General features: G+C 48.0%; 21 protein-coding genes and 1 pseudogene. 5 read left to right on the top strand and 17 right to left on the bottom strand.

What is annotated here, in order from left to right; all coding sequences use genetic code 11:
* Positions 1–18 precede the first annotated feature (18 nt).
* The 12 genes from gstA to blr form a co-directional block, all read right to left on the bottom strand.
* On the bottom strand, positions 19–624 hold the full coding sequence (gstA, locus tag OGY13_RS13550; protein WP_003832787.1) for a glutathione transferase GstA: 606 nt from the start codon (positions 622–624) through the stop codon (positions 19–21).
* 104 nt (positions 625–728) lie between these two features.
* Entirely contained in the window at positions 729–2,234 is a 1,506-nt protein-coding gene (dtpA, locus tag OGY13_RS13545; RefSeq protein WP_020996425.1) for a dipeptide/tripeptide permease DtpA, read from the bottom strand.
* 613 nt (positions 2,235–2,847) lie between these two features.
* Positions 2,848–3,483 carry an endonuclease III gene (nth, locus tag OGY13_RS13540; RefSeq protein WP_003029161.1) on the bottom strand — a complete coding sequence of 212 codons (636 nt, stop codon included), beginning with the start codon at positions 3,481–3,483 and terminating at the stop codon, positions 2,848–2,850.
* Positions 3,483–4,175: an electron transport complex subunit E gene (locus OGY13_RS13535; protein ID WP_008784678.1), complete on the bottom strand. Its 693-nt coding sequence runs from the start codon at positions 4,173–4,175 to the stop codon at positions 3,483–3,485. Before OGY13_RS13535 ends, nth begins: the two co-directional genes overlap by 1 nt.
* 2 nt (positions 4,176–4,177) lie before the next feature.
* Positions 4,178–4,798, bottom strand: coding sequence for an electron transport complex subunit RsxG (gene rsxG / locus OGY13_RS13530; RefSeq protein ID WP_032943336.1), 621 nt, complete (start codon positions 4,796–4,798; stop codon positions 4,178–4,180).
* Between the two features lie 9 nt (positions 4,799–4,807).
* Positions 4,808–5,860 carry an electron transport complex subunit RsxD gene (gene rsxD / locus OGY13_RS13525; RefSeq protein ID WP_213753090.1) on the bottom strand — a complete coding sequence of 351 codons (1,053 nt, stop codon included), beginning with the start codon at positions 5,858–5,860 and terminating at the stop codon, positions 4,808–4,810.
* The gene (rsxC, locus tag OGY13_RS13520; protein WP_213753091.1) at positions 5,861–7,978 is read right to left on the bottom strand and encodes an electron transport complex subunit RsxC; all 2,118 of its coding nucleotides are present in this window, start codon (positions 7,976–7,978) and stop codon (positions 5,861–5,863) included.
* Complete coding sequence (gene rsxB / locus OGY13_RS13515) at positions 7,971–8,549, bottom strand: electron transport complex subunit RsxB (RefSeq protein ID WP_213753092.1); 579 nt, start codon at positions 8,547–8,549, stop codon at positions 7,971–7,973. The genes rsxC and rsxB overlap by 8 nt, the downstream gene beginning before the upstream one ends.
* Entirely contained in the window at positions 8,549–9,130 is a 582-nt protein-coding gene (gene rsxA, locus OGY13_RS13510; RefSeq protein WP_003029144.1) for an electron transport complex subunit RsxA, read from the bottom strand. The genes rsxB and rsxA overlap by 1 nt, the downstream gene beginning before the upstream one ends.
* A 75-nt stretch (positions 9,131–9,205) precedes the next feature.
* Positions 9,206–9,646 (bottom strand): DUF2569 domain-containing protein, encoded by a 441-nt coding sequence (locus OGY13_RS13505; protein WP_003832803.1) that lies wholly within the window; start codon positions 9,644–9,646, stop codon positions 9,206–9,208.
* A 91-nt stretch (positions 9,647–9,737) separates the two neighbouring features.
* A complete protein-coding gene (gene ydgT / locus OGY13_RS13500; protein WP_008784684.1) occupies positions 9,738–9,953 on the bottom strand; it encodes a transcription modulator YdgT in 216 nt (71 codons plus the stop codon).
* A 291-nt stretch (positions 9,954–10,244) separates the two neighbouring features.
* Positions 10,245–10,370, bottom strand: coding sequence for a division septum protein Blr (blr, locus tag OGY13_RS13495; RefSeq protein ID WP_003029134.1), 126 nt, complete (start codon positions 10,368–10,370; stop codon positions 10,245–10,247).
* A 241-nt stretch (positions 10,371–10,611) separates the two neighbouring features.
* Here blr and OGY13_RS13490 point away from each other — a divergent pair, with 241 nt between their 5' ends.
* Positions 10,612–11,652: an oxidoreductase gene (locus OGY13_RS13490; protein ID WP_213753093.1), complete on the top strand. Its 1,041-nt coding sequence runs from the start codon at positions 10,612–10,614 to the stop codon at positions 11,650–11,652.
* A gap of 104 nt (positions 11,653–11,756) precedes the next feature.
* On the opposite strand, the gene add is transcribed toward OGY13_RS13490, so the two are convergent.
* Positions 11,757–12,758, bottom strand: a complete 1,002-nt coding sequence (gene add / locus OGY13_RS13485) for an adenosine deaminase (protein WP_213753094.1) — start codon at positions 12,756–12,758, stop codon at positions 11,757–11,759.
* Positions 12,759–13,200: 442 nt separating this feature from the next.
* On the opposite strand from add, the gene OGY13_RS13480 reads away from it, so the two are divergent.
* Positions 13,201–13,617 (top strand): hypothetical protein, encoded by a 417-nt coding sequence (locus tag OGY13_RS13480; protein ID WP_048235434.1) that lies wholly within the window; start codon positions 13,201–13,203, stop codon positions 13,615–13,617.
* Between the two features lie 44 nt (positions 13,618–13,661).
* On the opposite strand, the gene OGY13_RS13475 is transcribed toward OGY13_RS13480, so the two are convergent.
* The 3 genes and pseudogenes from OGY13_RS13475 to OGY13_RS13465 form a co-directional block, all read right to left on the bottom strand.
* The gene (locus OGY13_RS13475) at positions 13,662–15,011 is read right to left on the bottom strand and encodes a sensor domain-containing diguanylate cyclase (protein ID WP_213753095.1); all 1,350 of its coding nucleotides are present in this window, start codon (positions 15,009–15,011) and stop codon (positions 13,662–13,664) included.
* Positions 15,012–15,209: 198 nt separating this feature from the next.
* Complete coding sequence (locus tag OGY13_RS13470) at positions 15,210–16,382, bottom strand: MalY/PatB family protein (protein WP_198802127.1); 1,173 nt, start codon at positions 16,380–16,382, stop codon at positions 15,210–15,212.
* 10 nt (positions 16,383–16,392) lie between these two features.
* Positions 16,393–16,860: pseudogene (locus OGY13_RS13465) on the bottom strand (glucose PTS transporter subunit EIIB); the annotation flags it as partial.
* A 418-nt stretch (positions 16,861–17,278) separates the two neighbouring features.
* Between OGY13_RS13465 and OGY13_RS13460 the strand changes: the two are divergent.
* The 3 genes from OGY13_RS13460 (at position 17,279) to OGY13_RS13450 (ending at position 20,750) form a co-directional block, all read left to right on the top strand.
* Positions 17,279–18,001, top strand: coding sequence for a YagK/YfjJ domain-containing protein (locus OGY13_RS13460; protein ID WP_049025764.1), 723 nt, complete (start codon positions 17,279–17,281; stop codon positions 17,999–18,001).
* 797 nt (positions 18,002–18,798) lie between these two features.
* The gene (locus tag OGY13_RS13455; RefSeq protein ID WP_016537366.1) at positions 18,799–20,157 is read left to right on the top strand and encodes a nucleotide-binding domain-containing protein; all 1,359 of its coding nucleotides are present in this window, start codon (positions 18,799–18,801) and stop codon (positions 20,155–20,157) included.
* A 5-nt stretch (positions 20,158–20,162) separates the two neighbouring features.
* Complete coding sequence (locus OGY13_RS13450; protein WP_007890843.1) at positions 20,163–20,750, top strand: SLATT domain-containing protein; 588 nt, start codon at positions 20,163–20,165, stop codon at positions 20,748–20,750.
* A gap of 221 nt (positions 20,751–20,971) precedes the next feature.
* Here OGY13_RS13450 and OGY13_RS13445 read toward each other — a convergent pair whose 3' ends face one another.
* On the bottom strand, positions 20,972–21,418 hold the full coding sequence (locus OGY13_RS13445) for a hypothetical protein (protein ID WP_213753145.1): 447 nt from the start codon (positions 21,416–21,418) through the stop codon (positions 20,972–20,974).
* Position 21,419: the final 1 nt, after the last annotated feature.

Raw genomic sequence — 21,419 nt, 5'->3', positions numbered from 1 at the left:
GCCACCCGGCAACAACAATTAATTTAACCCTTCTGCTTTCAGCGCAGCGGCAACCGCCGGGCGTTCAGCCATTCGCGCCATATAGGCGTCGATATTACTTAATCCTGCCATATTCAGCTTAACCGCATAGGCCCAACGCAGTACGGTAAACAGATAGGCATCGGCGATGCTGAAGCGCGGGCCGCAGATCCATTGGTTATCTTTCAGCGAGTCGTTCACATACTGCATTTTTTTCTCCAGCAGCGCACGAACGGTTGGCTTAAAGTCTTCCGGCGTATCGGGACGGAACAGTGGCGTAAAGCCTTTATGCAGTTCAGTCGCAATGTAGTTAAGCCATTCGATGGTTTTGTAACGGGAGAGGCTGCTGGTAGGGGCAAGGAGCTGGCGGTCTGGCACGCTGTCCGCCAGGTATTGCATGATGGCGACACCTTCGGTAAGTAGCGTACCGTCATCCAGCAACAGTGCGGGAACTTGCCCTTTTGGGTTTACCGCGAAAAAATCATCGCCATTTTCCAGACGTTTCTTCATCAGATCAACACCATCCAGCGTGAAATCTTTACCGCTCTCACGAAGTGTGATGTGGGAAGCGAGAGAACAAGCGCCCGGTTTGTAGAACAGTTTCATCGGTAACTCCTTTTGGCTGAGGTATATCGTATGGTAGTGCTACCTCAGGCAAAAAAAAAGCCGCTAACAACAGTTAGCGGCCTGAAAATGAGTTTCCCTGAGAATTACGCTGTCGCGGCCTTAGAGGCTTTCTCATTGACGTCATCGTCCTGAGTCATACGGTTCAGTTTCGGAGCCGTCAGCAGCATCAGAACAGCGATAACAGCCGTTGCGACACCAATCTGCAGGAACACACGACCGTAGACTTCAAGGGACATCAGCGGGTCAGTCACGTTCTCTGGTACAGCCATCATGTTAGCGACGTAGCCACCGATGATGTTTGCACCGGCAGTGGTCAGGAACCAGCTACCCATGATGAAGCCCATCAGGCGTTGTGGAACTAACTGTGCCACCATTGCCAGACCCAGACCGGAGATCATCAGCTCACCGATACTTTGCAGACCGTAGCAGATAATCAGCCAGTTAACGGAAACGATGCCCGCATCGGTAGCGAATTTCGCGCCCAGTGGCAGGATCAGGAACGCACCGGAACACAGCACCATACCAATCGCAAACTTGGTCGGCATTGGCAGGGTATCGCCCATCTTGTTATAGATAGCAGCGAGGATTGGGCTACCAATGATGATCCAGAACGGGTTCAGCGCCTGGTACTGTTCAGGTTCAAAAGCAATGCCAAGAATAGAGTGCTCAACGTTACGAATCGCAAAGAAGTTCAGCGAAGTCGGCATCTGGCTGTACAGCACGAAGAAGATAATCGCTTCCAGCATCAGGATGAAGGCGACGATCATTTTACGACGCGCAGCACCGTGCATGGTGAAGGCTTCTTTACCGAAGATGAACACGATACCCAGTGCAATGACGCCCAGAACCATACGTGCGATCTGCTGGTTGTGCAGCAACCAGGTTGCAATCGCGATCAGTACCACAACGCCAGCAATGGTCAGCAGCAGGTTACGGAAGTTGATCGGTTCAAAGTCAGGTTTAGAACCGTACTGTTTAACCCAGCGCTGACAGAATGCGAAGTTAACAACGGTAATCAGCATACCCACGACGCTCAGAGCGAACGCGGTGCTCCAGCCGTAACGCGCAGCTAACCATGGCGTTGCCAGCATAGAGAAGAATGACCCGATGTTGACGGACATGTAGTACATGGTAAATGCACCATCAAGACGCGGGTCATCTTTGGCATAGCAGGTAGAGAGCAGGGAGGATGGGTTTGCTTTAAACAGGCCGTTACCGACCGCGATGGCCGCCATGCCCATATAAACGATACCCGCATCGTGACCGGACCATGCTACCAACGCATAACCGATGGCCAGCACAACGGCGCCCAGCATAATGACACGTTTTGTTCCCAGAACTTTATCACCTAACCAGCCGCCAATGGCAACCAGACCGTACACCAGGGCGCTAAAGGACGAGAAAAGGGTGATGGAATCCGCTTCTGACATACCCAGCTGTTTAACCAGGTAGACGGCCATAATCCCTTGCAGGCCGTAATAACCAAAACGTTCCCACAGCTCAATAGAGAAAATGAGATAGAACGCTTTTGGTTGTTTGAAGGCGTTTAAACTTACGCTTTCTGTTGGTTTATTGTTTGCAGTAGACACTTTTACCTCTTTTTTTACATCCCATATCAACGGGGGTGTTCAGGTACGTGATGAGTCAAGTTCATCCGTCCGATTGTTATAGTGGGAGGGGAAACGGCAAGTAATGTTCACTATCTTGACCATTCAGACAAGTGGTTTGTAATAATCTGTTACATATATCATGACTGGTGAAATCGTCGGGGCTGTGAAATGTTATCTAGCGTTAAATTTCTTCATTTCTAAAATGGCAGATTTTTACACTGTTTAATCACCGCCATAACCGCAATGTGGCGATATGTTCTGCTATTTAAGGTTGAATCCAGTGATATAGGCCATTATCTGAAAAATAGGCAGTGTAATGTTTTGTTTAGAAACTGTGCAGTTAGGTCATCTAATTGTCACCTTAACTAAAAAATAAAAATTTATTAACATTATGTTAGCTGGATGATCTGGATCACGTATAGATAGAAATTTCTTTTGCTAAAAAAACGATTAACCTGCTCAGGTGTTAATTAACAAGAATATTGCATTAGATATGAGCAATTGAATGGCATCATTGTCGGGAAAATAAACGCAGGGGAGTGCATAACTAATCGTTATGTATGTAAGGGGCGAGGAGGATGCCCCGGCAGCATTAGATATCGACTTTCTCTTTGAATTCGCAGAGATCTTCAATAATACAGGAACCACAGCGCGGCTTTCTGGCGATGCAGGTGTAGCGGCCATGAAGAATTAACCAGTGATGGCAATCGACTTTAAATTCACTGGGTACGACTTTCAGCAGCTTCTCTTCAACCTGCTCGACGTTTTTACCCGGGGCGAATTGCGTGCGATTACAGACACGAAAAATGTGGGTATCTACAGCGATAGTGGGCCAACCAAAGGCGGTATTTAACACCACATTAGCCGTCTTTCGCCCAACTCCAGGGAGAGCTTCTAACGCCGCACGGTCTTCAGGCACTTCACCATTATGTTGTTCCAGCAGAATGCGGCAGGTTTTAATTACGTTTTCTGCTTTGCTGTTAAACAAACCGATTGTCTTGATGTAGGACTTAACACCTTCAACACCGAGCTCCAGCATCGCAGCCGGCGTATTGGCGACGGGGTATAGCTTAGCTGTCGCTTTATTGACGCTGACATCGGTCGCTTGTGCGGAGAGCAAGACCGAAATCAACAGTTCAAACGGCGATGTAAAATTAAGCTCGGTTGTCGGATGCGGGTTGTTATCCCGCAGGCGCGTCAGTATTTCCAGACGTTTTGCTTTGTTCATTACGCATTCCCTGTTTCACCCGCGGGGCTGTCCACGACAGCCGCCTCGGCACGACGTTTCTTCATTTTCTCATCAATCAGATACTTCACCGCCAGCATCAGACCCAGGCCAATAAACGCGCCCGGTGGCAGCATGGCCAGCAGAAACGGCGTATCAGTATGGAAGATCTCAACGCGCAAGACTTTGGCCCAGCTACCCAATAAACCGTCTGCACCATCAAACAGTGTACCGTTACCAATTATTTCACGCAGCGAGCCCAGAACAAACATGGCACCTGTTGCGCCCATGCCGATGGAGAAACCATCAAGTGCGGATAACGCAGGGCCCTTTTTGGCGGCGAAGGCTTCTGCACGGCCAACAACAATGCAGTTGGTTACAATCAGCGGGATGAAGATACCCAGAGACTGATACAGGCCGAAGGCGTAGGCATTGATCAACATCTGTACCGCACTCACCACGGAGGCGATAATCATGACATAAATCGGAATACGAATTTCTGGCGGTGTCCAGCGGCGAAGGGCTGAAATCGTCAGGTTGGTCAGCGTCAGGACGAGCGTAGTCGCAAGTCCAAGACCCAGCGCGTTAGTTGCGGTAGAAGTGACGGCCAACAGCGGACACATCCCGAGTAGTTGCACAAGCGCGGAGTTATTTTTCCATAACCCCTGGACAATCACGTCTTTAATTTCGCTCATGGTTATTCTCCACAGGCGCTAAGTTGAGGGAGTTGCGCAGGCAGCGTCTGCGCATACAGGCCGGCACGTTTAACCGCGTTAACCACCGCACGTGGTGTAATGGTTGCGCCAGTAAACTGGTCAAAGTCGCCGCCATCTTTTTTCACTGCCCAGTGAGAGGTGTTATCCGCAGAAATTGTTTTACCGCTAAAATGGGTGATCCAGTCGGACAGTCGCAGTTCGATTTTATCGCCCAGCCCAGGTGTTTCATGGTGTTCGGTAACCCGCGTACCCAACACGGTACCCGTGAAATCGACACCCACCAGCAGTTGAATCGCCCCGGAATAACCATCTGGCGCCGTAGCTTCAAGAATCGCAGCAACAGGACGATCGTCCTGGCGGGCAATATATACACGGTGCGTACCTTTGCCTAACGCTGGCGCATTGACCAGATAACAACTTTCAGACAAGTTATTATTGTAGCGATCGCCAGGCAGAACCTGATCGAACAGCGTTTTTTGCTGTATCGCGGCCTGTTCATCAATGGTTGACTTGGTTAATTGATTGATTGCTGCGGTTAACCCCGTTGAGCCCGCAGCAAACAGCGCCAGCGTAATACCGTGTTTACGAATCGTTTTCAGCATATCTAGTCCTTAGCGATGTCCGTACACGCGAGGGCGGGTGTAATAATCAATCAGGGGAACCGTGATATTTGCCAGCAACACGGCAAAAGCCACGCCATCAGGATAACCACCAAAACTGCGTATCAACCACACTAACAGGCCCGCAAGCGCGCCAAAAATCAGACGACCACGGTTGGTTGTTGATGCTGTAACGGGATCGGTAAGAATAAAGAACGCACCTAACATCGTCGCGCCGGAAAGCAAGTGCAACTGAGGTGATGCCAGTGAGTCTGGCGAAAAAATCCAACCTAAAGTGGCGCAAACGGCGAGCGACAGCAGGAAGCTAACCGGGATATGCCAGCGAATCGCTTTTTGCCATAACAGCACGATGCCACCAACCAGCCAGGCAAGGTTCACCCACTGCCAGCCAGCGCCTGCCAGCATGCCGCTGTAGATCGGGTATTGCATCACCTGCTCAACGGTACGTCCGGCATGCAGGGATGTCTTAAAGGTATCAAGAGGTGTTGCCTGACTGATACCATCGATACCCATACGCAGCGAATTCATATCCCCTCCGCTGGCGGTATGCCCGTTAAAGATAACGTTCAGGGCGTCAAAGAAACCAGGCACCGTGGCCGCAATTTCATGCGGCGGCAGCCAACTGGTCATCTGTACCGGAAATGAGATGAGCAGCACGACATAGCCAATCATGGCAGGGTTAAACGGGTTCTGCCCGAGCCCGCCATACAGCTGTTTCGCAATGATAACCGCAAATATCGTGCCTAATACCACCATCCACCATGGCGCGAGGGGCGGAATACTGACGGCCAAAAGCAACCCAGTGAGTAACGCAGAGTTGTCTTTTAAAATTGCCACAATGGGTTGTTTACGCAGTTTAAGCACACCCGCTTCGGCAGCAATAGCGCTGATGGCAGCGAGAACGATCTGGAACAACGTGCCCCAGCCGAAGAACCACAGCTGAGCGGCGATCCCCGGCAATGCAGCAAGTAACACCAGCATCATGATACGCGATGTCTGGCGCTGGTTATGGGTATAAGGGGAGCTTGCTATTCTGAATACCATTTATTCCTCGTTTACAACCTGCTGCTGTGCGGCTTTCTTTGCCTGAGCGCGTGCGATGGCAGCCGCGACGGCGGCTTTACGTGGATCAACCGGCTCGGCTGTTTCTGTTACCGCTTCTTGTTCAAGCTTGCGGGCTTTGGCGCGGGCGATTGCCGCTTCGACGGCAGCTTTACGCGGATCAACCGGTTCGGTTGTTTCTGTTACCGCCTGCTGCTCGAGCTTGCGAGCTTTGGCGCGGGCGATTGCCGCTTCCACGGCAGCTTTACGCGGATCAACCGGTTCGGCCGTTTCCGTTACCGCTTCTTGCTCGAGCTTGCGGGCCTTGGCGCGAGCGATTGCTGCTTCGACGGCGGCTTTACGCGGGTCAACCGGCTCGGCCGTTTCTGTTACCGTTTCTTGCTCAAGCTTGCGGGCTTTGGCGCGGGCAATTGCCGCTTCCACGGCAGCTTTACGCGGGTCTGTACCCGTGCTGCTGCCTTCACTTTGCGGCGGATTTTCCTTACGGGAAGCACGAGCTTGCGCCTTACGCGCCTCGCGTGCGGCAATCACGGCGCTATTGTCAGGTTTTTCACCTGCCTGAATGACCACCGGTTGCAGTGCCTGAGCCTGCTTTTCTTTTACGCGAGCCAGCGCGGCGGCAATGGCATCATGATCTTTGGCCGCCGGCTGAGCAGCGGCGCTCTTATGGCGTTCAAGACGTGCTGCTTTTTCACGTTCAAGGCGCGCCTGTCGGGCTTCAAACCGAGCTTTTGCTTCTGCGGCGCGCTTTTCTTCCTGACTAATGGCGTAAATCTCGGCTTTTTCCTGACGGAAATACTGTACCAGTGGAATATTGCTTGGGCATACCCAGGCGCAGGCACCGCATTCAATACAGTCGGCGATATTGTGGGCCGTCGCTTTGTCGTGCTGTTGCCCTTTACTGAACCAGTAAAGCTGTTGTGGCAGGAGATCGGCCGGACAGGCATCGGCGCATGCGCTACAGCGAATGCAGCCTTTCTCTTCTGGCGTTTCACCCATTTCACTGGCAGAGGGGGCCAGAAGACAGTTGGTTATCTTCACCACCGGGACATCCAGCCACGGCAGCGTAAAGCCCATCAGCGGCCCGCCCATAATCACCATCTGGTCGGCGGAAGGGCAGAAGCCCGCGTCGTTGAGCAGATGACGAACCGGCGTACCTAAACGCGCCCAGACGTTGCCCGGACGACTGACTGCTTCACCAGTTAGGGTCACGACACGTTCGGTGATCGGCTCTCCGTCGATTACTGCACGTTTAATTGCATAGGCGGTTCCGACGTTTTGCATCAATACGCCGATATCAGAGGAGCGTCCGCCGTGGGGAACCTGCTTGCCGGTCAGGATTTGTGTTAACTGCTTGGCCCCGCCGGACGGGTACTTGGTGGGGATCACGCGTAGGCTAATGTCGTGTGAATCAGCCAGCACCGCGCGCAGCATAGATATTGCCTGCGGTTTGTTATCTTCGATACCCAGGAGGATCTCGCGTGGCTGAAGAATGTGCGCCAGGATGCGGATACCTTCGACGACCTGAGCGGCACAGTCCTGCATCAGGCGGTCATCTGCCGTAATGTACGGCTCGCATTCGGCGGCGTTAATGATCAGCGTTTCAATTTTATCTCCGCCGCCCTGCAGTTTAACGCCGGTGGGAAAACCTGCGCCACCCAGCCCGGCAACGCCGTACTGATGAATACGCGCAATCAGCTCTTCCCGGCTGTGGGTGCGATAATCGGTCCAGCCGTCTCGCTCAATCCAGCGATCTTCGCCATCGGCGTCTATGATGACGCTCAACTCAGCCAGTGCCGAAGGATGCGCGGTGGAGTGCGGGGCAATGGCAACAACGGTGCCTGATGTTGGCGCATGGACTGGAAGCATTCTGCCACGTCCGCGGGTTAAGGGCTGACCACGCAGCACGGTGTCACCCACGTTTACGCACAGTTCACCCTCCGCACCAATATGTTGTTTCAGCGGAATAACGAAACGCGGTGCCAGCGGAACCTGTCGCAACGGTGTTCCGTTTGATTGGGTTTTCATTTCTGGTGGATGAATGCCGCCATCAAAGTCCCAGATTTTATTTTTTCTGAATGCAGAGAATAACTTAAACATGTTGTTCCACGGGAATGATGCGCACAGGGATGGTGTTTAAATCCCATTTCCAGCTATCGGGTGTCTCGGCTACCGGGCGTAATTCAATACATTGCGTCGGGCACGGGTCAACGCACAGGTTGCACCCGGTGCAGAGATCGCTCACTACCGTGTGCATGGCGCGGGTCGCGCCCACGATGGCATCGACCGGGCAGGCCTGAATACACTTAGTGCACCCAATACAGTTATTTTCATCAATGACCGCCAGCATTCGCACCGGCGTAACGTCTTGTTCATCGCCATCAATAGGCTGCGGATCGACATTCAGCAGGGCGGCAATTTTTAACATCACCGCTTCGCCGCCGGGGGCGCAACGGTTAATTTTTTCACCCTGAGACCCGATCGCTTCAGCATAAGGATGACAGCCCGGATAGCCGCACTGGCCACACTGGCTTTGCGGGAGAATTTCATCAATTTTCTCCACGACCGGATCATCTTCAACGGCAAAACGTCGTGAGGCGTACCCCAAAATAGCGCCGAACGCCAGACCCAGTAGACTCACTGCGGCAACGGCAATCCAGATAGCATTCATTACAACTTCACCAAACCACTAAAGCCCATAAAGGCCAATGACATTAAACCAGCGGTAATCAGCGCAATCGCATTGCCGCGAAACGGCGCTGGGACGTCCGCCACGGCGAGGCGTTCGCGGATCGCGGCGAACAGTACCATCACCAGCGAGAAGCCGACGGCGGCGGAAAAACCGTATAGCGCCGACTGTAAAAAGTTATGGCCGAGGTTGATGTTCAGTAGCGCCACACCTAACACTGCGCAGTTAGTGGTGATCAGCGGCAGGAAGATCCCCAGCAGGCGGTACAGCGCAGGGCTGGTTTTGCGCACAACCATTTCGGTAAACTGCACGACGACGGCGATAACCAGAATAAAAGCCAGCGTGCGCAGATAGATGAGATTGAGCGGAATTAGGATCCAGGTATCAATCAGCCAAGCGCAGATGGATGCCAGTGTCATGACAAACGTCGTGGCAAGGCCCATACCCATTGCGGTTTCCAGTTTTTTGGAAACGCCCATAAACGGGCAAAGGCCCAGAAACTTCACCAGTACAAAGTTATTGACCAGTACAGTTCCGACAAACAGCAGCAGGTAATCAGTCATTTTTCGGCCTGAAATAAAAAGCCGCCTATTATCTGACAATCTTCAACAGGCGACAACAGGTTAACTGTAGGGTTATTACGGGTTCACAAACGTCGATTTAACGCGCTGCGATCGTTTGAAGTAGGGCACCAACAGTGCTGCAGCCAGTAATGGGAACAGCAGTTGGCGCACGGCAAAAGCGTCTGGGACGGGTGAAAACGCAAACGCTTTAATCGCCAGCAACACGGAGATCAGCAGCCACAGAATATAATGCTTAGGTACACAGGCTCTGCGTTTGAAAAACGCAATCGTCAGCCACAGTGTGTAATACCACATGGCGATCGCGGTAACAAAGGAGACACCCCATAACAGCAAATTGGCCGTACTTTGCTCACCCAGCGTTTTGAAGGTTTGCGGTGTAGCCAGCGCAGTGACATAAAGTAATAACGCCAGCGAAGCGCTCAACAACGCGACTAACAGCCAGGCCAGTGGCCCAAGTAGCCAGCCTCCGATACGTTGTGCCGGTGTTGTAGTCATCTCTTCTCCAGGTTTACGCGCGCAATCAATCATGCCATTCATTTTGGGGCAATTATTATAAAGCTTTTAACGTTGAGCGCTACTTTCTTCTTTATTGCACGTAATGCCAGACTGATTTAGGTACCTGACCAACATCAAACAGACGACCTCCGGAGATAAGCTCCGCACGGCGATGGTCTGCGGCACGGTACATATTGATAATGTCGTTATCATCGGTGAGCGTGTAGTTAAGATGGTCAAACAGTTTTTCCAGACTTTCGAGCGAACTGATTTTGCGGAATTTTAATAAGTAATCCTGAACGGTCATAAATGCAGATCCATATTAATAAAATAATACCAACGGAGTAGAAAATATAAAAATAAACAACGAGCACAGGTAAAAACGCATTTACGTGCAAATGTAAGAAGAGTGTTCATACCTGTGAAAAATCAGGCGCTATGCGCGTCTTGAGCAAGGGTAACGCGCTTAGCGATCGCTGGCAATATGCAGCGGAGCGGGACGCGGCATAATTCGCTTTTTTTGACAGAAAGCGATCTTTTGCCGGCAGACCCTGCAACTACCAATGTTAATTGCCGGGCAATAAAAGGCTGCGGATGCTTATTTCTTCTGCACTGCCGCAACGGGCTCTGGTGGCTGGTAATTGTCAATATGATTGGCAACACCCAGCAGGATCACGGAGACGGCGAGAACAATCCAACCTGTTAATTCAATAAGACGATTCATTACTGATGACATTTGTTTTGATTTATCCATAAACACAGGCTGCAAATGTTACTAATCTCTCATTAATACAGCAAGATGATTGGGAACGATTTCTACCTCTTTTTCGCTGCAAGTTAAGCATAAGTGGCATATGTTTGACTTAAGTTAAAAAACAACCTTTGTAGCGCAAAGGTTATTAAACTATTGAGACGTTGCAAGGTATGGTGTGAAATAGGTCAGTCCTGAATTGAGAGGCAATAACATGAGTGACAACATCCGCGTTGGGCTAATTGGCTATGGTTATGCCAGCAAAACCTTCCATGCTCCACTGATTGTGGGCACACCGGGTCTGGAACTGGCTGCAGTGTCCAGTAGTGATGAAGCAAAAGTGAAGGCAGACTGGCCTACGGTGGCGGTTGTTGCTGAGCCTAAGCATCTTTTTAACGATCCAAATATCGACCTGATTGTGATCCCCACGCCAAACGACACGCACTTCCCGTTAGCGAAAGCAGCGTTGGAAGCGGGCAAACATGTGGTTGTTGATAAGCCCTTTACCGTGACACTGTCACAGGCGCGTGAGTTGGATGCGCTGGCGCGCAGCCTCGGGCGCGTGCTGTCTGTGTTCCATAACCGTCGCTGGGACAGTGATTTTCTGACGCTGAAAGCTCTGCTGGCGGATGGTGTTTTAGGTGAGGTAGCGTATTTCGAATCCCATTTCGATCGTTTCCGCCCACAGATTCGTGACCGTTGGCGTGAACAGGGCGGTCCGGGAAGCGGTATCTGGTACGATTTAGCACCGCATCTTTTGGATCAGGCGATTAATCTGTTTGGTTTGCCCGTCAGCCTGACGGTAGACCTGGCCCAGCTGCGTCCGGGCGCGCAGGCGACGGATTACTTCCATGCCATCCTGACGTATCCGCAGCGTCGTGTGATCCTGCATGGCACCATGCTCGCTGCCGCAGAATCGGCCCGTTATATTGTGCATGGATCGCGTGGCAGCTATGTGAAGTATGGTCTTGACCCGCAGGAAGAGCGCCTGAAAAATGGCGAGCGACTTCCACAGGAAGACTGGGGTTATGATATGCGCGATGGCGTATTGACGCGAGTCGAAGGCGAAGAGCAGGTTGAAGAAACCTGGCTGACCGTACCGGGCAACTATCCGGCGTACTATGCTGGCATTCGGGATGCGCTAAACGGCAACGGTGAAAACCCGGTACCGGCGAGACAGGCTATCCAAATTATGGAGCTGATTGAGCTGGGTATAGAATCTGCGAAACATCGTTCGACGCTGTGCCTTGCCTGATTAGGTAAATGGCGCAAGGCGATACCTTCCTGGCATTGTATCCGGCCTACAATGAAAACCAACGTAGGCCGGATAAGCGTTAGCGCTATGCGGCACTTTACCTGTTACGCTGCGGCGACTTTCTCGCGCAAGGCTCGTTTTTCCTCGTTACTCAGGAATGCCATTTCCAGACCGTTGATTTGCGCCTGGCGGATCTGTTCGGGCGTTAGGCCTGCAGCTGGTGCGGCAATGGTGTACTCGTGAATAATATCCACACCCTGAACAGCCGGGTCGTCCGTATTCAAACTGGCGATAACGCCATGCTCAAGGAACGTTTTCAGCGGATGGTTCGCTAGTGAGGCAACGGTGCTGGTCTGAATGTTTGATGTCAGGCAGGATTCGATGCCGATACGGTGTTCGGCGAGGTAATCCATCAACGCACGATCTTCAACGGCTTTAACGCCGTGACCAATACGCTCAGCGCCTAGCTCTTTAATGGCCTGCCAGATGCTTTCTGGTCCCGCGGCTTCGCCCGCATGTACGGTGATATGCCAGCCGGCATCGCGTGCCTGGTTGAAGTGAGACAGGAACAGGCTGCCCGGGAACCCCTGTTCGTCACCGGCCAGATCCAGTGCCGTAATATGGTCTCGGTGGGCTAACAGCGCATCCAGTTCCTGCAGACAGGCGGCTTCGCCGAAAGTACGGCTCATAATGCCAATTAAGCGAGCTTCGACGCCAAAGGTCTTGCAGCCCTCGCGTACGCCTGCGATGACGGCTTCAACCACACCTGCAACCGGGAGCTGATGCGCCATCGCCATGTAGCCTGGGGAAAAACGCAGTTCAACATAGTGCAGGCCGTTACGTGCTGCATCCTCAATATTTTCAAATGCCACGCGACGACACGCATCCAGCGAGGCCAGTACCTTCACGCCCCAGTCGAGCTTGGATAAAAAACTCACTAAATCTGGCTCAGTTGATGTGACTTGCACATGAGGGATCAGCGTTTCCAACGTTTGTGCCGGAAGCGTTAAGTTGAACTGACGGCCCAGATCCAGGATCGTTTGTGCACGGATGTTACCATCAAGGTGGCGATGGACGTCGGTCAGGGGGAGGGAAGTATCAATCATGGTCGCACTCGTGTATTTAGGTAAAGTGCAGGCCATTATACAACAGAAAAATGTTCCTCTAAAAACTTTAAAAAAAGCAGTGCAGAGTTCGGGGTTATGGGGAAGCAAGCATCGCCAAATTGTTGACCATGCTGTTAGCGTACCAACAGAGTGGTGTTCCGACTCCCTGATCCTTGAGAACGTATCACGATGCTTTTGCCTTGCGGTGGTAAGACGGGCGTAAAGTAAGCAATAACGCATTTCCTGCAGCATGTGTGTAATAAAATGATTTTAATTTAAGATTATTTACCTCGTTTTTATTTAATTACTGTCTGTCAGTGTTATTTCATTCGGATATTTATTGAATAACATTGCTAATAGCGAAAAATGGACACTTTCCAGTTTATGAATGTGCTGCGAGGTATGTTATAAAAACACAATAACGACTGAGGGTATTAATAAAGTGAAAAGTGTAAAGCTAATTGTCAGTACAATGTTCTGTGGAAGTTTGCTGCTGGCAACTGTGCCTGCGCATGCGGCGTATAAAGCGGATGAAACGCATGTAATCCAGTTTAAGAAAGGTACCAGTGGCGCAGATATCAAGGGGACAATTACGGGTGATAAAACAAAAGATTATACGTTTGTCGCCAAAAAAGGGCAGACCATGCAAGCAGTTCTGAAAAGCGCCTGGCCTCATCCTTTCATGAGTATTATTGCACCGGGCGAACAATTCATTTTTGATGGCATGATGAGTGGTGACACTTATAAAAATACGCTGCCTGCCAGCGGTAAGTATACCATCAGAATATATCAAAAAGGCGCGGCGAAGGATGAGGGGAAAACCAACGCATTCCAGCTGCACATGAAAATTACCAACTGATCATGAGGAAAAGATCGCCCTGGTGGTGATCTTTTCCTTTGCTATTAAACTTCTTCGCCAGAATAAGCCACAACGCAATTACGGCCTCGGTTTTTTGCCATATACAGGGCGCGGTCTGCGCAATCAGCAAGTTGTTCAGGGGCTGAACGGTTATCAAGCGAGGTTACGATACCCAGGCTGATGGTGATGATGCGTGGAAAATCACCTTTAGTCGTGGCCTGAGTTTGTTGTTCTACGTGTTTTCTGATTCGCTCTGCGATGTTAAATGCTGCATCAGCGTTAGTTTCAGGTAGCAAAATAGCAAACTCTTCTCCGCCAATACGCGCCACGATGTCGTTACGTCGACTCAGTCGCTGCATAATTTCTGACAGTTTAATTATCACTCTGTCACCCTGCAAATGTCCCCAGGTGTCATTGACCGACTTAAAGAAATCAATGTCGCAAAAGACAATGCTCAGGGGTTTATGGGTCGCTGTCATTTTAATCTCATTGCTGAGTGCGTTATAAAAATAGCCACGGTTGAAAAGTCGGGTCATCGGGTCGCGGACTGAATTTTCATAGGATAATTCATAGGCCTGACGTGAGGCTTTGTAACGCTTGAAAATATCAGACATGAGCACGATCATCACGGCCATTGCGCTAAGGCACTCCAGGCCTCTGGCGAGATACCATCCAGCGGAGTCTATATGCGTGTACTTCAGCATAATGATGACACTTAACAGATTGCTCAGGGCAACCAGTGACATACTTACCCAAAACTGTGTTTTTAGCCGGGTTAATTTTGCCCCTAATAAAACGATACAGGTCCACAAGATAATGAGGACATAAATAAAGCTACCGCGCCAGGGTCTAAGCCATTCAAACGTTTCTGTGTCAACCAACTGAAACGATATTGGCGTAATACGGATGGAGTAGAGGATAGCCATTACCAGATGCAACATGCACCATAAATAAGTGGCGTAAATAACTGTTTTACCATGCTTTTCTTTTTTATTTGTAAACGTATATAAATAGTATGTTGCAAAGAACAACCCCGTAATTAACATGTTCCTCATAAAGTATAAAACAGCAATGTCATTGTAGATGACACCAGGAAGACCGTTTTTATAAAAATAAATATAGAGCGCAAGAAATAAGAAAACCCCTGAGAAATAAAACGCGCAGGCCAAGGGTAAAAGATATTTTTTGCGCCGATAACTCATGTAATTCATCGTCATAAAGCACCCAGTCTGAATGTGCAATACACCAGCAAAGGTTGCAATAACCGGGTAAAAAGATAGGCTATAACGCTGATTACTAAAAGGGATATACCAAAGAAAAATGGATGTTGTTAGGGACAGGAGTAAAAAAAAAGTTAAATTCTTTTTGTGAATGTTTATTTGTGTTGTATTCATGATTTTTATGTATATAAAACAGCGCTATATTTCGGCTATCTTCTCAGCTTTGTATTTTGTCTTTTTGATTTTTATTGCTGTTGATTTTGACTGGCAGGAAAAGTCAGGGAGGAATTGGTATTAAAAAAAACGATAAAAAACAGATTTGTTTTTTTATATAAGGAGTTGCGCAATGAGTTCTTCATTGCGCAAGACTATTTAACGTATTGTGCGGATGGCGTTAATCAACCCCTGAACGCCTTTTTCAAGCTTGGAACGTGGACATCCGGCATTGAGGCGCACAAAACCGCGTCCTTCTTCTCCGTATGTGTATCCGGGCATGATGGCGACTTTCTGCTGATGGATGAGTGCTTCCTGCAGTGCGTGGTCATCAAGGTTGAGTGGACGCAAGTCAATCCATGCCAGATAGGTGGATTGCGGAACCTGCCAGTTCAGTTCGGGGAATGCGTTATTCAGCTCGTGCGCGATGTAATCCAGGTTACTGGCAAGATAATCCCGCAGCGCATCAAGCCAGCTAGCGCCCTGTTGGTAGGCTGCGATATGTGCGCTAAGCGCGAGCACTGCAGGTGAGGAAAGACCATCCCGACCCTTTAACGCACTGAGGTAATCGTTGCGACTCTGCTCATCCTCAATAATCCCGTAAGCCCCGGTTAATGCCGGAATATTGAAGCTCTTTGAACCGGAAGTGAACAGCGCCCAACTGTCGCGCGCGACGTTACTCCACGGGATGTGTGGCTGGTCTGCCCATACCATATCCATATGGATCTCATCAGAGATGACTTTTACACCGTGGCGCTGACACAGCTCCGCCATGGTTTCCAGTTCATCGCGCGTCCACACCTTACCGGTTGGGTTGTGCGGGCTGCAAAGCAGGAGAATTTTGCTTTCAGGCCGGGACAGGGCTTTCTCTAGTGCAACCATGTCGCAAAACCAGCCGTCAGCGCGTTTTTCAAGTCCGACAGCGCATACCTGGCGCTGATTACCTTCAATCGCTTTGTAAAACGCGTCGTAAGCCGGCGTATGAATAACCACCGCATCACCCGCAGAAGACCACTGGCGGATTAGCTCCGATACCATATAGATGACCGAGGGGCCATAAACCAGCGACTGAGGATCGATTTGGGTATTATGACGCGATAGAAACCAGTGGCTAATCGCCGCCAGAAATTCATCATTTTTCCAGCGACTGTAACCCAACACGCCATGTGACAGGCGCTGAGTCAGCGCCTCCAGAATGCAGGGGGCGGTGGCAAAATCCATATCGGAGATGGTGAACGGCAGAAGGTCGGCTGAACCAAAACGGTCGGCAACGTAATCCCACTGAGTACACCAGGTACCATGCCTGTCCACAACCTTTGAAAAATCAAACATATTGTTGTCCTTAAGCCTGTACGGTGTTCATCAGAACTGCGATCTCGTCTTTCACTGACTGGACCTGCGGACCAATAACAACCTGAAGATTATGCTGATTGAGTTGCACTACGCCAATGGCGCGATTGTCCTTCAGTGCCTGTACGTTCACAAGCGACATATCCTTCACTGACAAGCGCAGACGGGTAATGCAGTTATCAAGGCTGACAATGTTTTCCGCACCGCCCAGCGCCGCCAGAATGGCAGGGACGTTGTAACCGGATTTACCCGGTGCTCCCGCCATGACTTTATCGATATTGCTGGCAATTTCGACGTCCCGCCCCGGGGTCTTCAGATTGAAGCGTGTGATGGCGAAACGGAAGATCACGTAGTACACCGCGAACCAGATCGCAGCCACGACAGGGACCAAATACCACTTGGTAGAGAGTCCGTGCAGGATGCCGAATACAACAAAGTCAATCAGGTTACCGTCCGTGTTCACTGAAGTGTAATAGGTATAATTGATATTTGCCGATGTACACTGTGAACAATCAGGTTACTGCAATGTTGAAAATTACAGCTCCCACTCAACTGTGTATGCCGGAAGGAAGCCAAAGACAAGATTGTAAATCCCTTTGAATTTCTCCGTTGTTACCAACACCCCACACAATCATCATCCCTCTTTTATCAAGGCATGATTTCCGTTGCCCCCTTTCACTCCTTCTGATATGATAACTAGTTATTATAAATATTTCCGTAAACTTTGTTCCGTAGTATTTCTCTCCTCGAAAACATCCCCAACGTCAGATGCAAGGCGGCTTTGCGCTATCGCAAATGCCATCGTTTTACCGTGGTTTTAGGTAGTAACTATGTAGGAGGTGTGATCTCTTTCTGAGTACAAAAAGGTTAATTTAACAATGATGCAACAATCACAAACCCTATTCGAATCGTCGGTTTTATCGGCAACAAGTTTTCGTACCGTCTACCATGAACACGGACGTTACAAAACAATTAATGGCAACTCCTTTGTTCATGATGGTCATGCATACCGGATTAACACAAGAATCGGCTCTGGTGTTCGTCATGACATACTTATTTCAACAATCAACGAACTGAACGCAATCCTGAAGCTCTACAGTCGAGTGTTCCTGACCCGTTTTGATCTCCACCTCCCTGAGTTCACTTCTGTTGAAGCAGGTAACAAATACATACGCAACCTGTTCAAACGATTACGTGACCGCCTGGAGTCTGGAAACAACGGTTTATCAGAACCTATCATCGATTTTGCTTACGGTTGGGTTTGCGAACAGGAAAAGGCTTCACAACCCCATTACCATTGCTGGATTGCACTTCCACATCGTTCGGTAAGATGGTTTGGAACGCCAGAAAGAGGGATCGCTGGTATTATTACGGAAATCTGGATGAAACTGACAGGTGGTAAAGCAACGCTGGTAAACTTGTCTAAAGCCACTAAAGACTATCCCGATCACTACGTCATTCATCGTGAACATCCTTCATCACTCGAAGGTCCGGTATTCTGGCTTTCTTACCTGGCAAAAGAACGTGGTAAAGCGCAAACAGGGAAGGGAACACGCATGTACTCAACATCAAAATTGAGTTGTAAAGCACTAAATTCGTAAATATCGCACAGGAAGCCCGTAGCGCGTTTTTCTTTCCAAGGTATGCAATCGCATTACCCATATCATGAAAATCGCTTACAGCCTCGCTCAGAGCGTTTTAAGGCATAATTTGTAGCTGGTTAACTTTATGCTTCGGTCAGATGCATGATAGTTCAACTATAGTTGCTTTGCTTATAGAATAATACATTCCTTCAAAATTCCGAGCGAAGCGAGGGACACGAACGTAGTGAGTGTCTGTGTACTATGTACTGTTTATAATATTTATATTTTATATATAGAAAAAACAGTACATTTCCGTATGTTTTTTAATCAACGCTAACTATCCGTCTTCGCTTCGCTTGACGGAACTCGCTTCGCTCGCGGTCTTGTTTTTGGGTTGTTGGAACGTGCCCGTCATTCTTGATGCATGTTCCAGTTCCCTTTGATCGTAGGAAGACTTAATCCCACTTTTTGCTTGGCTGAGACCTCTTCATATTGGCTTCCAGAAGTCGCTTACGAATATCTGTTGCAACCGCCTAACTTTTACCTACCTTCCTTGCTCGGTCAAGACCTTCTTTAGTTCTCTATGCAATGTGTAGTCTATTGATATAATTAGTATTTTATTCGAGATTATGTAATTGTGTGAAAAAGGATGAAAAATACACTTTTTGTATTAGCATTAGCCTCCGTATGCCTTCTAAAGCTTTCTAAAATGCAGGCTTCAAAAGTGCTTGATTTTACGAAAGTAATGAAAAGGTGTGATTACTAGCGTTAGTACCAGCACATTGTGTAACCTCTGGACAGTTAAGGATAATTAGATGCAAACAGCAGAGATGTTTCGTATTTTCCTGGACAATTTGAAAATACCTAATGAACGAATGACGGCAATTGCAACACATTATAAAAATGCCACAAGAAGGCTTAACATAAGGTTTCGGGAAACTGAAAACGGTTTCAATAATCGACTGAAGGTTGGTTCAGCAGGTCGTCGTACGGCGGTCAGCAAAACGTCAGATTTAGATATGCTGTACATTATGCCTTCAGGGTTGTGGGAGGCTTATCAAGTAGGTTTGAATCCTCAACGACGTTTACTTCGTGATGTAAAAGATGCTTTAAAACAAACCTTTTCGCAGCAAGAAGTCAAGGTTGATCGATTAGTAGTGCAGATTGTTTTTGACTCTTTCCATATAGAGGTGCAACCAGTCTTTGCTGACGGAGATCATTTTAAATACCCTGATACGAAAGCTGACAATGGTAATGGTGGGTGGCGAGTAACTAAACCTCGTATGGAAATTACCGAAATGAGGAATTTCCGAAATAACAAAAGTCGTAATCTCCATAATCTTTGTCGCATGTTGCGAGCTTGGAAAAACAGAAATACAGTAGACATGGGAGGACTTCTTATTGACACGTTAGCATGGAGGTTCCTTAAACAAACCGATGATTATGATGAAACTGGAATGGTTAGTTATGGTTTCATGTGCCGTGACTTTTTTGATTTTTTGCAAAAAGAAGACGTTCATGAACACTATGCTGCAATAGGCAGTGGACAAAGGGTTAAGGTCTACAAAAATTTCCAGCGACAATCAAAACGTGCCTTCAAACTATGCACGCAAGCGATTGACGCGTACGAGAATGGCTATACAAAGAAATGTCATGAACTTTGGCGGGAAGTTTTCGGACTTACTTTTCCTAAAGCAGCAACGGAAATGCAAGACTCTCTGGGGCTGGGGTCAGATAATTTCGTTAATGAATCATATTTTGCCCGCACATGGCGTAATACGGAAGAATTTACGGATGAAAAATTTGATGATGTCGATATTAGATATCCACTTGAAGTCAACTGTATTGTCAAAGAAAGTGGGTATAGGGAACGCTCGATTAGAGCTTACCTTTCGGATATAGCTCGACCTTGGTTACCTCCTAATAAGACTTTATCATTCTCGATCAATCAAGCAAGTTTAGATCTGATTCCTGAACCTTATGACATATACTGGAAAGTATTGAATAGAGGTAAAGAGGCTGAAGAACGTGATGAAATTCGAGGTCAAATAATTTTAGGTCAAACTACCCATACTGAACATACAAAGTTCAGAGGTAGTCATAAGGTGTGGTGTTATATCGTTAAGAATCATATAGTAATTGCCCAGGCTACTATCGACATTCCAATTGAGTGAAAAACATGCTAAAAAATGACTTGCTGAATCATATTGCTTCTGCTGGATACAACGTTGGGTTCGGAGCAAAGAAAACCTTTGCAACATTTGACATTGTAAGTAAGCTTCCTGGCTGGATTGGCATAATATCACTCGCAGTATCTGTTCTTGGTCTTTATATGGATGAAATGAGTTCTAAGAATATTTCTGCAATTTTTATTATTCTGAGCATTGGTAGCCTATACATTAATTTCTATGATGGTGATAAAAGTAAATATGAAGAGGCGGGGAAAAGGCAAACTGACATCTTCAGAAAGATTGAACGACTGTATTACGATGCAAAATCAGAGAGCCAGCCAGATTCAGCTAAGTATATTCAGGAACTTGAAGTTCTGATGCAAGATTTTGATAATAGCACAATTACTAAACAAATTTGTGGTAGTAATTGGTATGCTCACTATAAATTTTACAGTGAATTGGAGAAGCGATGGATTGAGGAACAGTTATCCTTAACTTTTTGGAAAGATAAATTTCCAAATACATTAAAAATATTTTTGATTATAATTTTAGGTATGGTTGTTTTTTTGATCTGCCACAGGTTGAATTGGATTTGATGCATTCATAACCTAATTTGAAAAGTAAAATTACGAATTAGATTAAATGAATTTGTCAAAGTCAGACTATTGATAAATTTTACAACAGTTTAGACTGAATATATGAAAGTATTTGACTGTTGCTGGTTTGATGAATGTGTTGGTGTTATCGAAATCGAGCATCGGTATGGATAAAATAAAGCCTCGCACTTCAGCGAGGCTTGTTATACAACGGTCGTTGTTTAAAGACCACCATGACGATTCGCATAGAACAAGAAATCATTGATATGCCGTTCTAAAGCTTTAAAGAAATCATCATTCGACCAAGTAGTTGAACTATAAGATGCACCGTTTGTAGAACTAAAAGTACGACCATTATCGTTTGTAGAAAATGTCGTTATCGAATAGCGGCCATCAAATCGCTCAGTTTCTGATAATAAAAGTTCATGCTTCCCGCCGTCTTTATACTTCATATTGAAGCTTATATGCCGTGCAGATGCAGAAATTTCAGCGTGGATTCCTCTTTCAAGTAAACCATTTTTGTACGTTTCAACTTCTGGTACGAGAGATTCAATAATTTCCGATAAGCGTTCTCGTTCCTGGGCTAACGTTTCTTTTTCTTCAATCTGCTCTTGTTTTTGTCTGCCTATTTTTTCATCAACACCTTTGAAGAATGAGTTACCTACCATG

The organism is Citrobacter sp. Cpo045 (assembly GCF_030332875.1).
Classification (GTDB): Bacteria; Pseudomonadota; Gammaproteobacteria; order Enterobacterales; family Enterobacteriaceae; genus Citrobacter; species Citrobacter portucalensis.
This window is presented reverse-complemented; position numbering and strand designations above follow the sequence as displayed.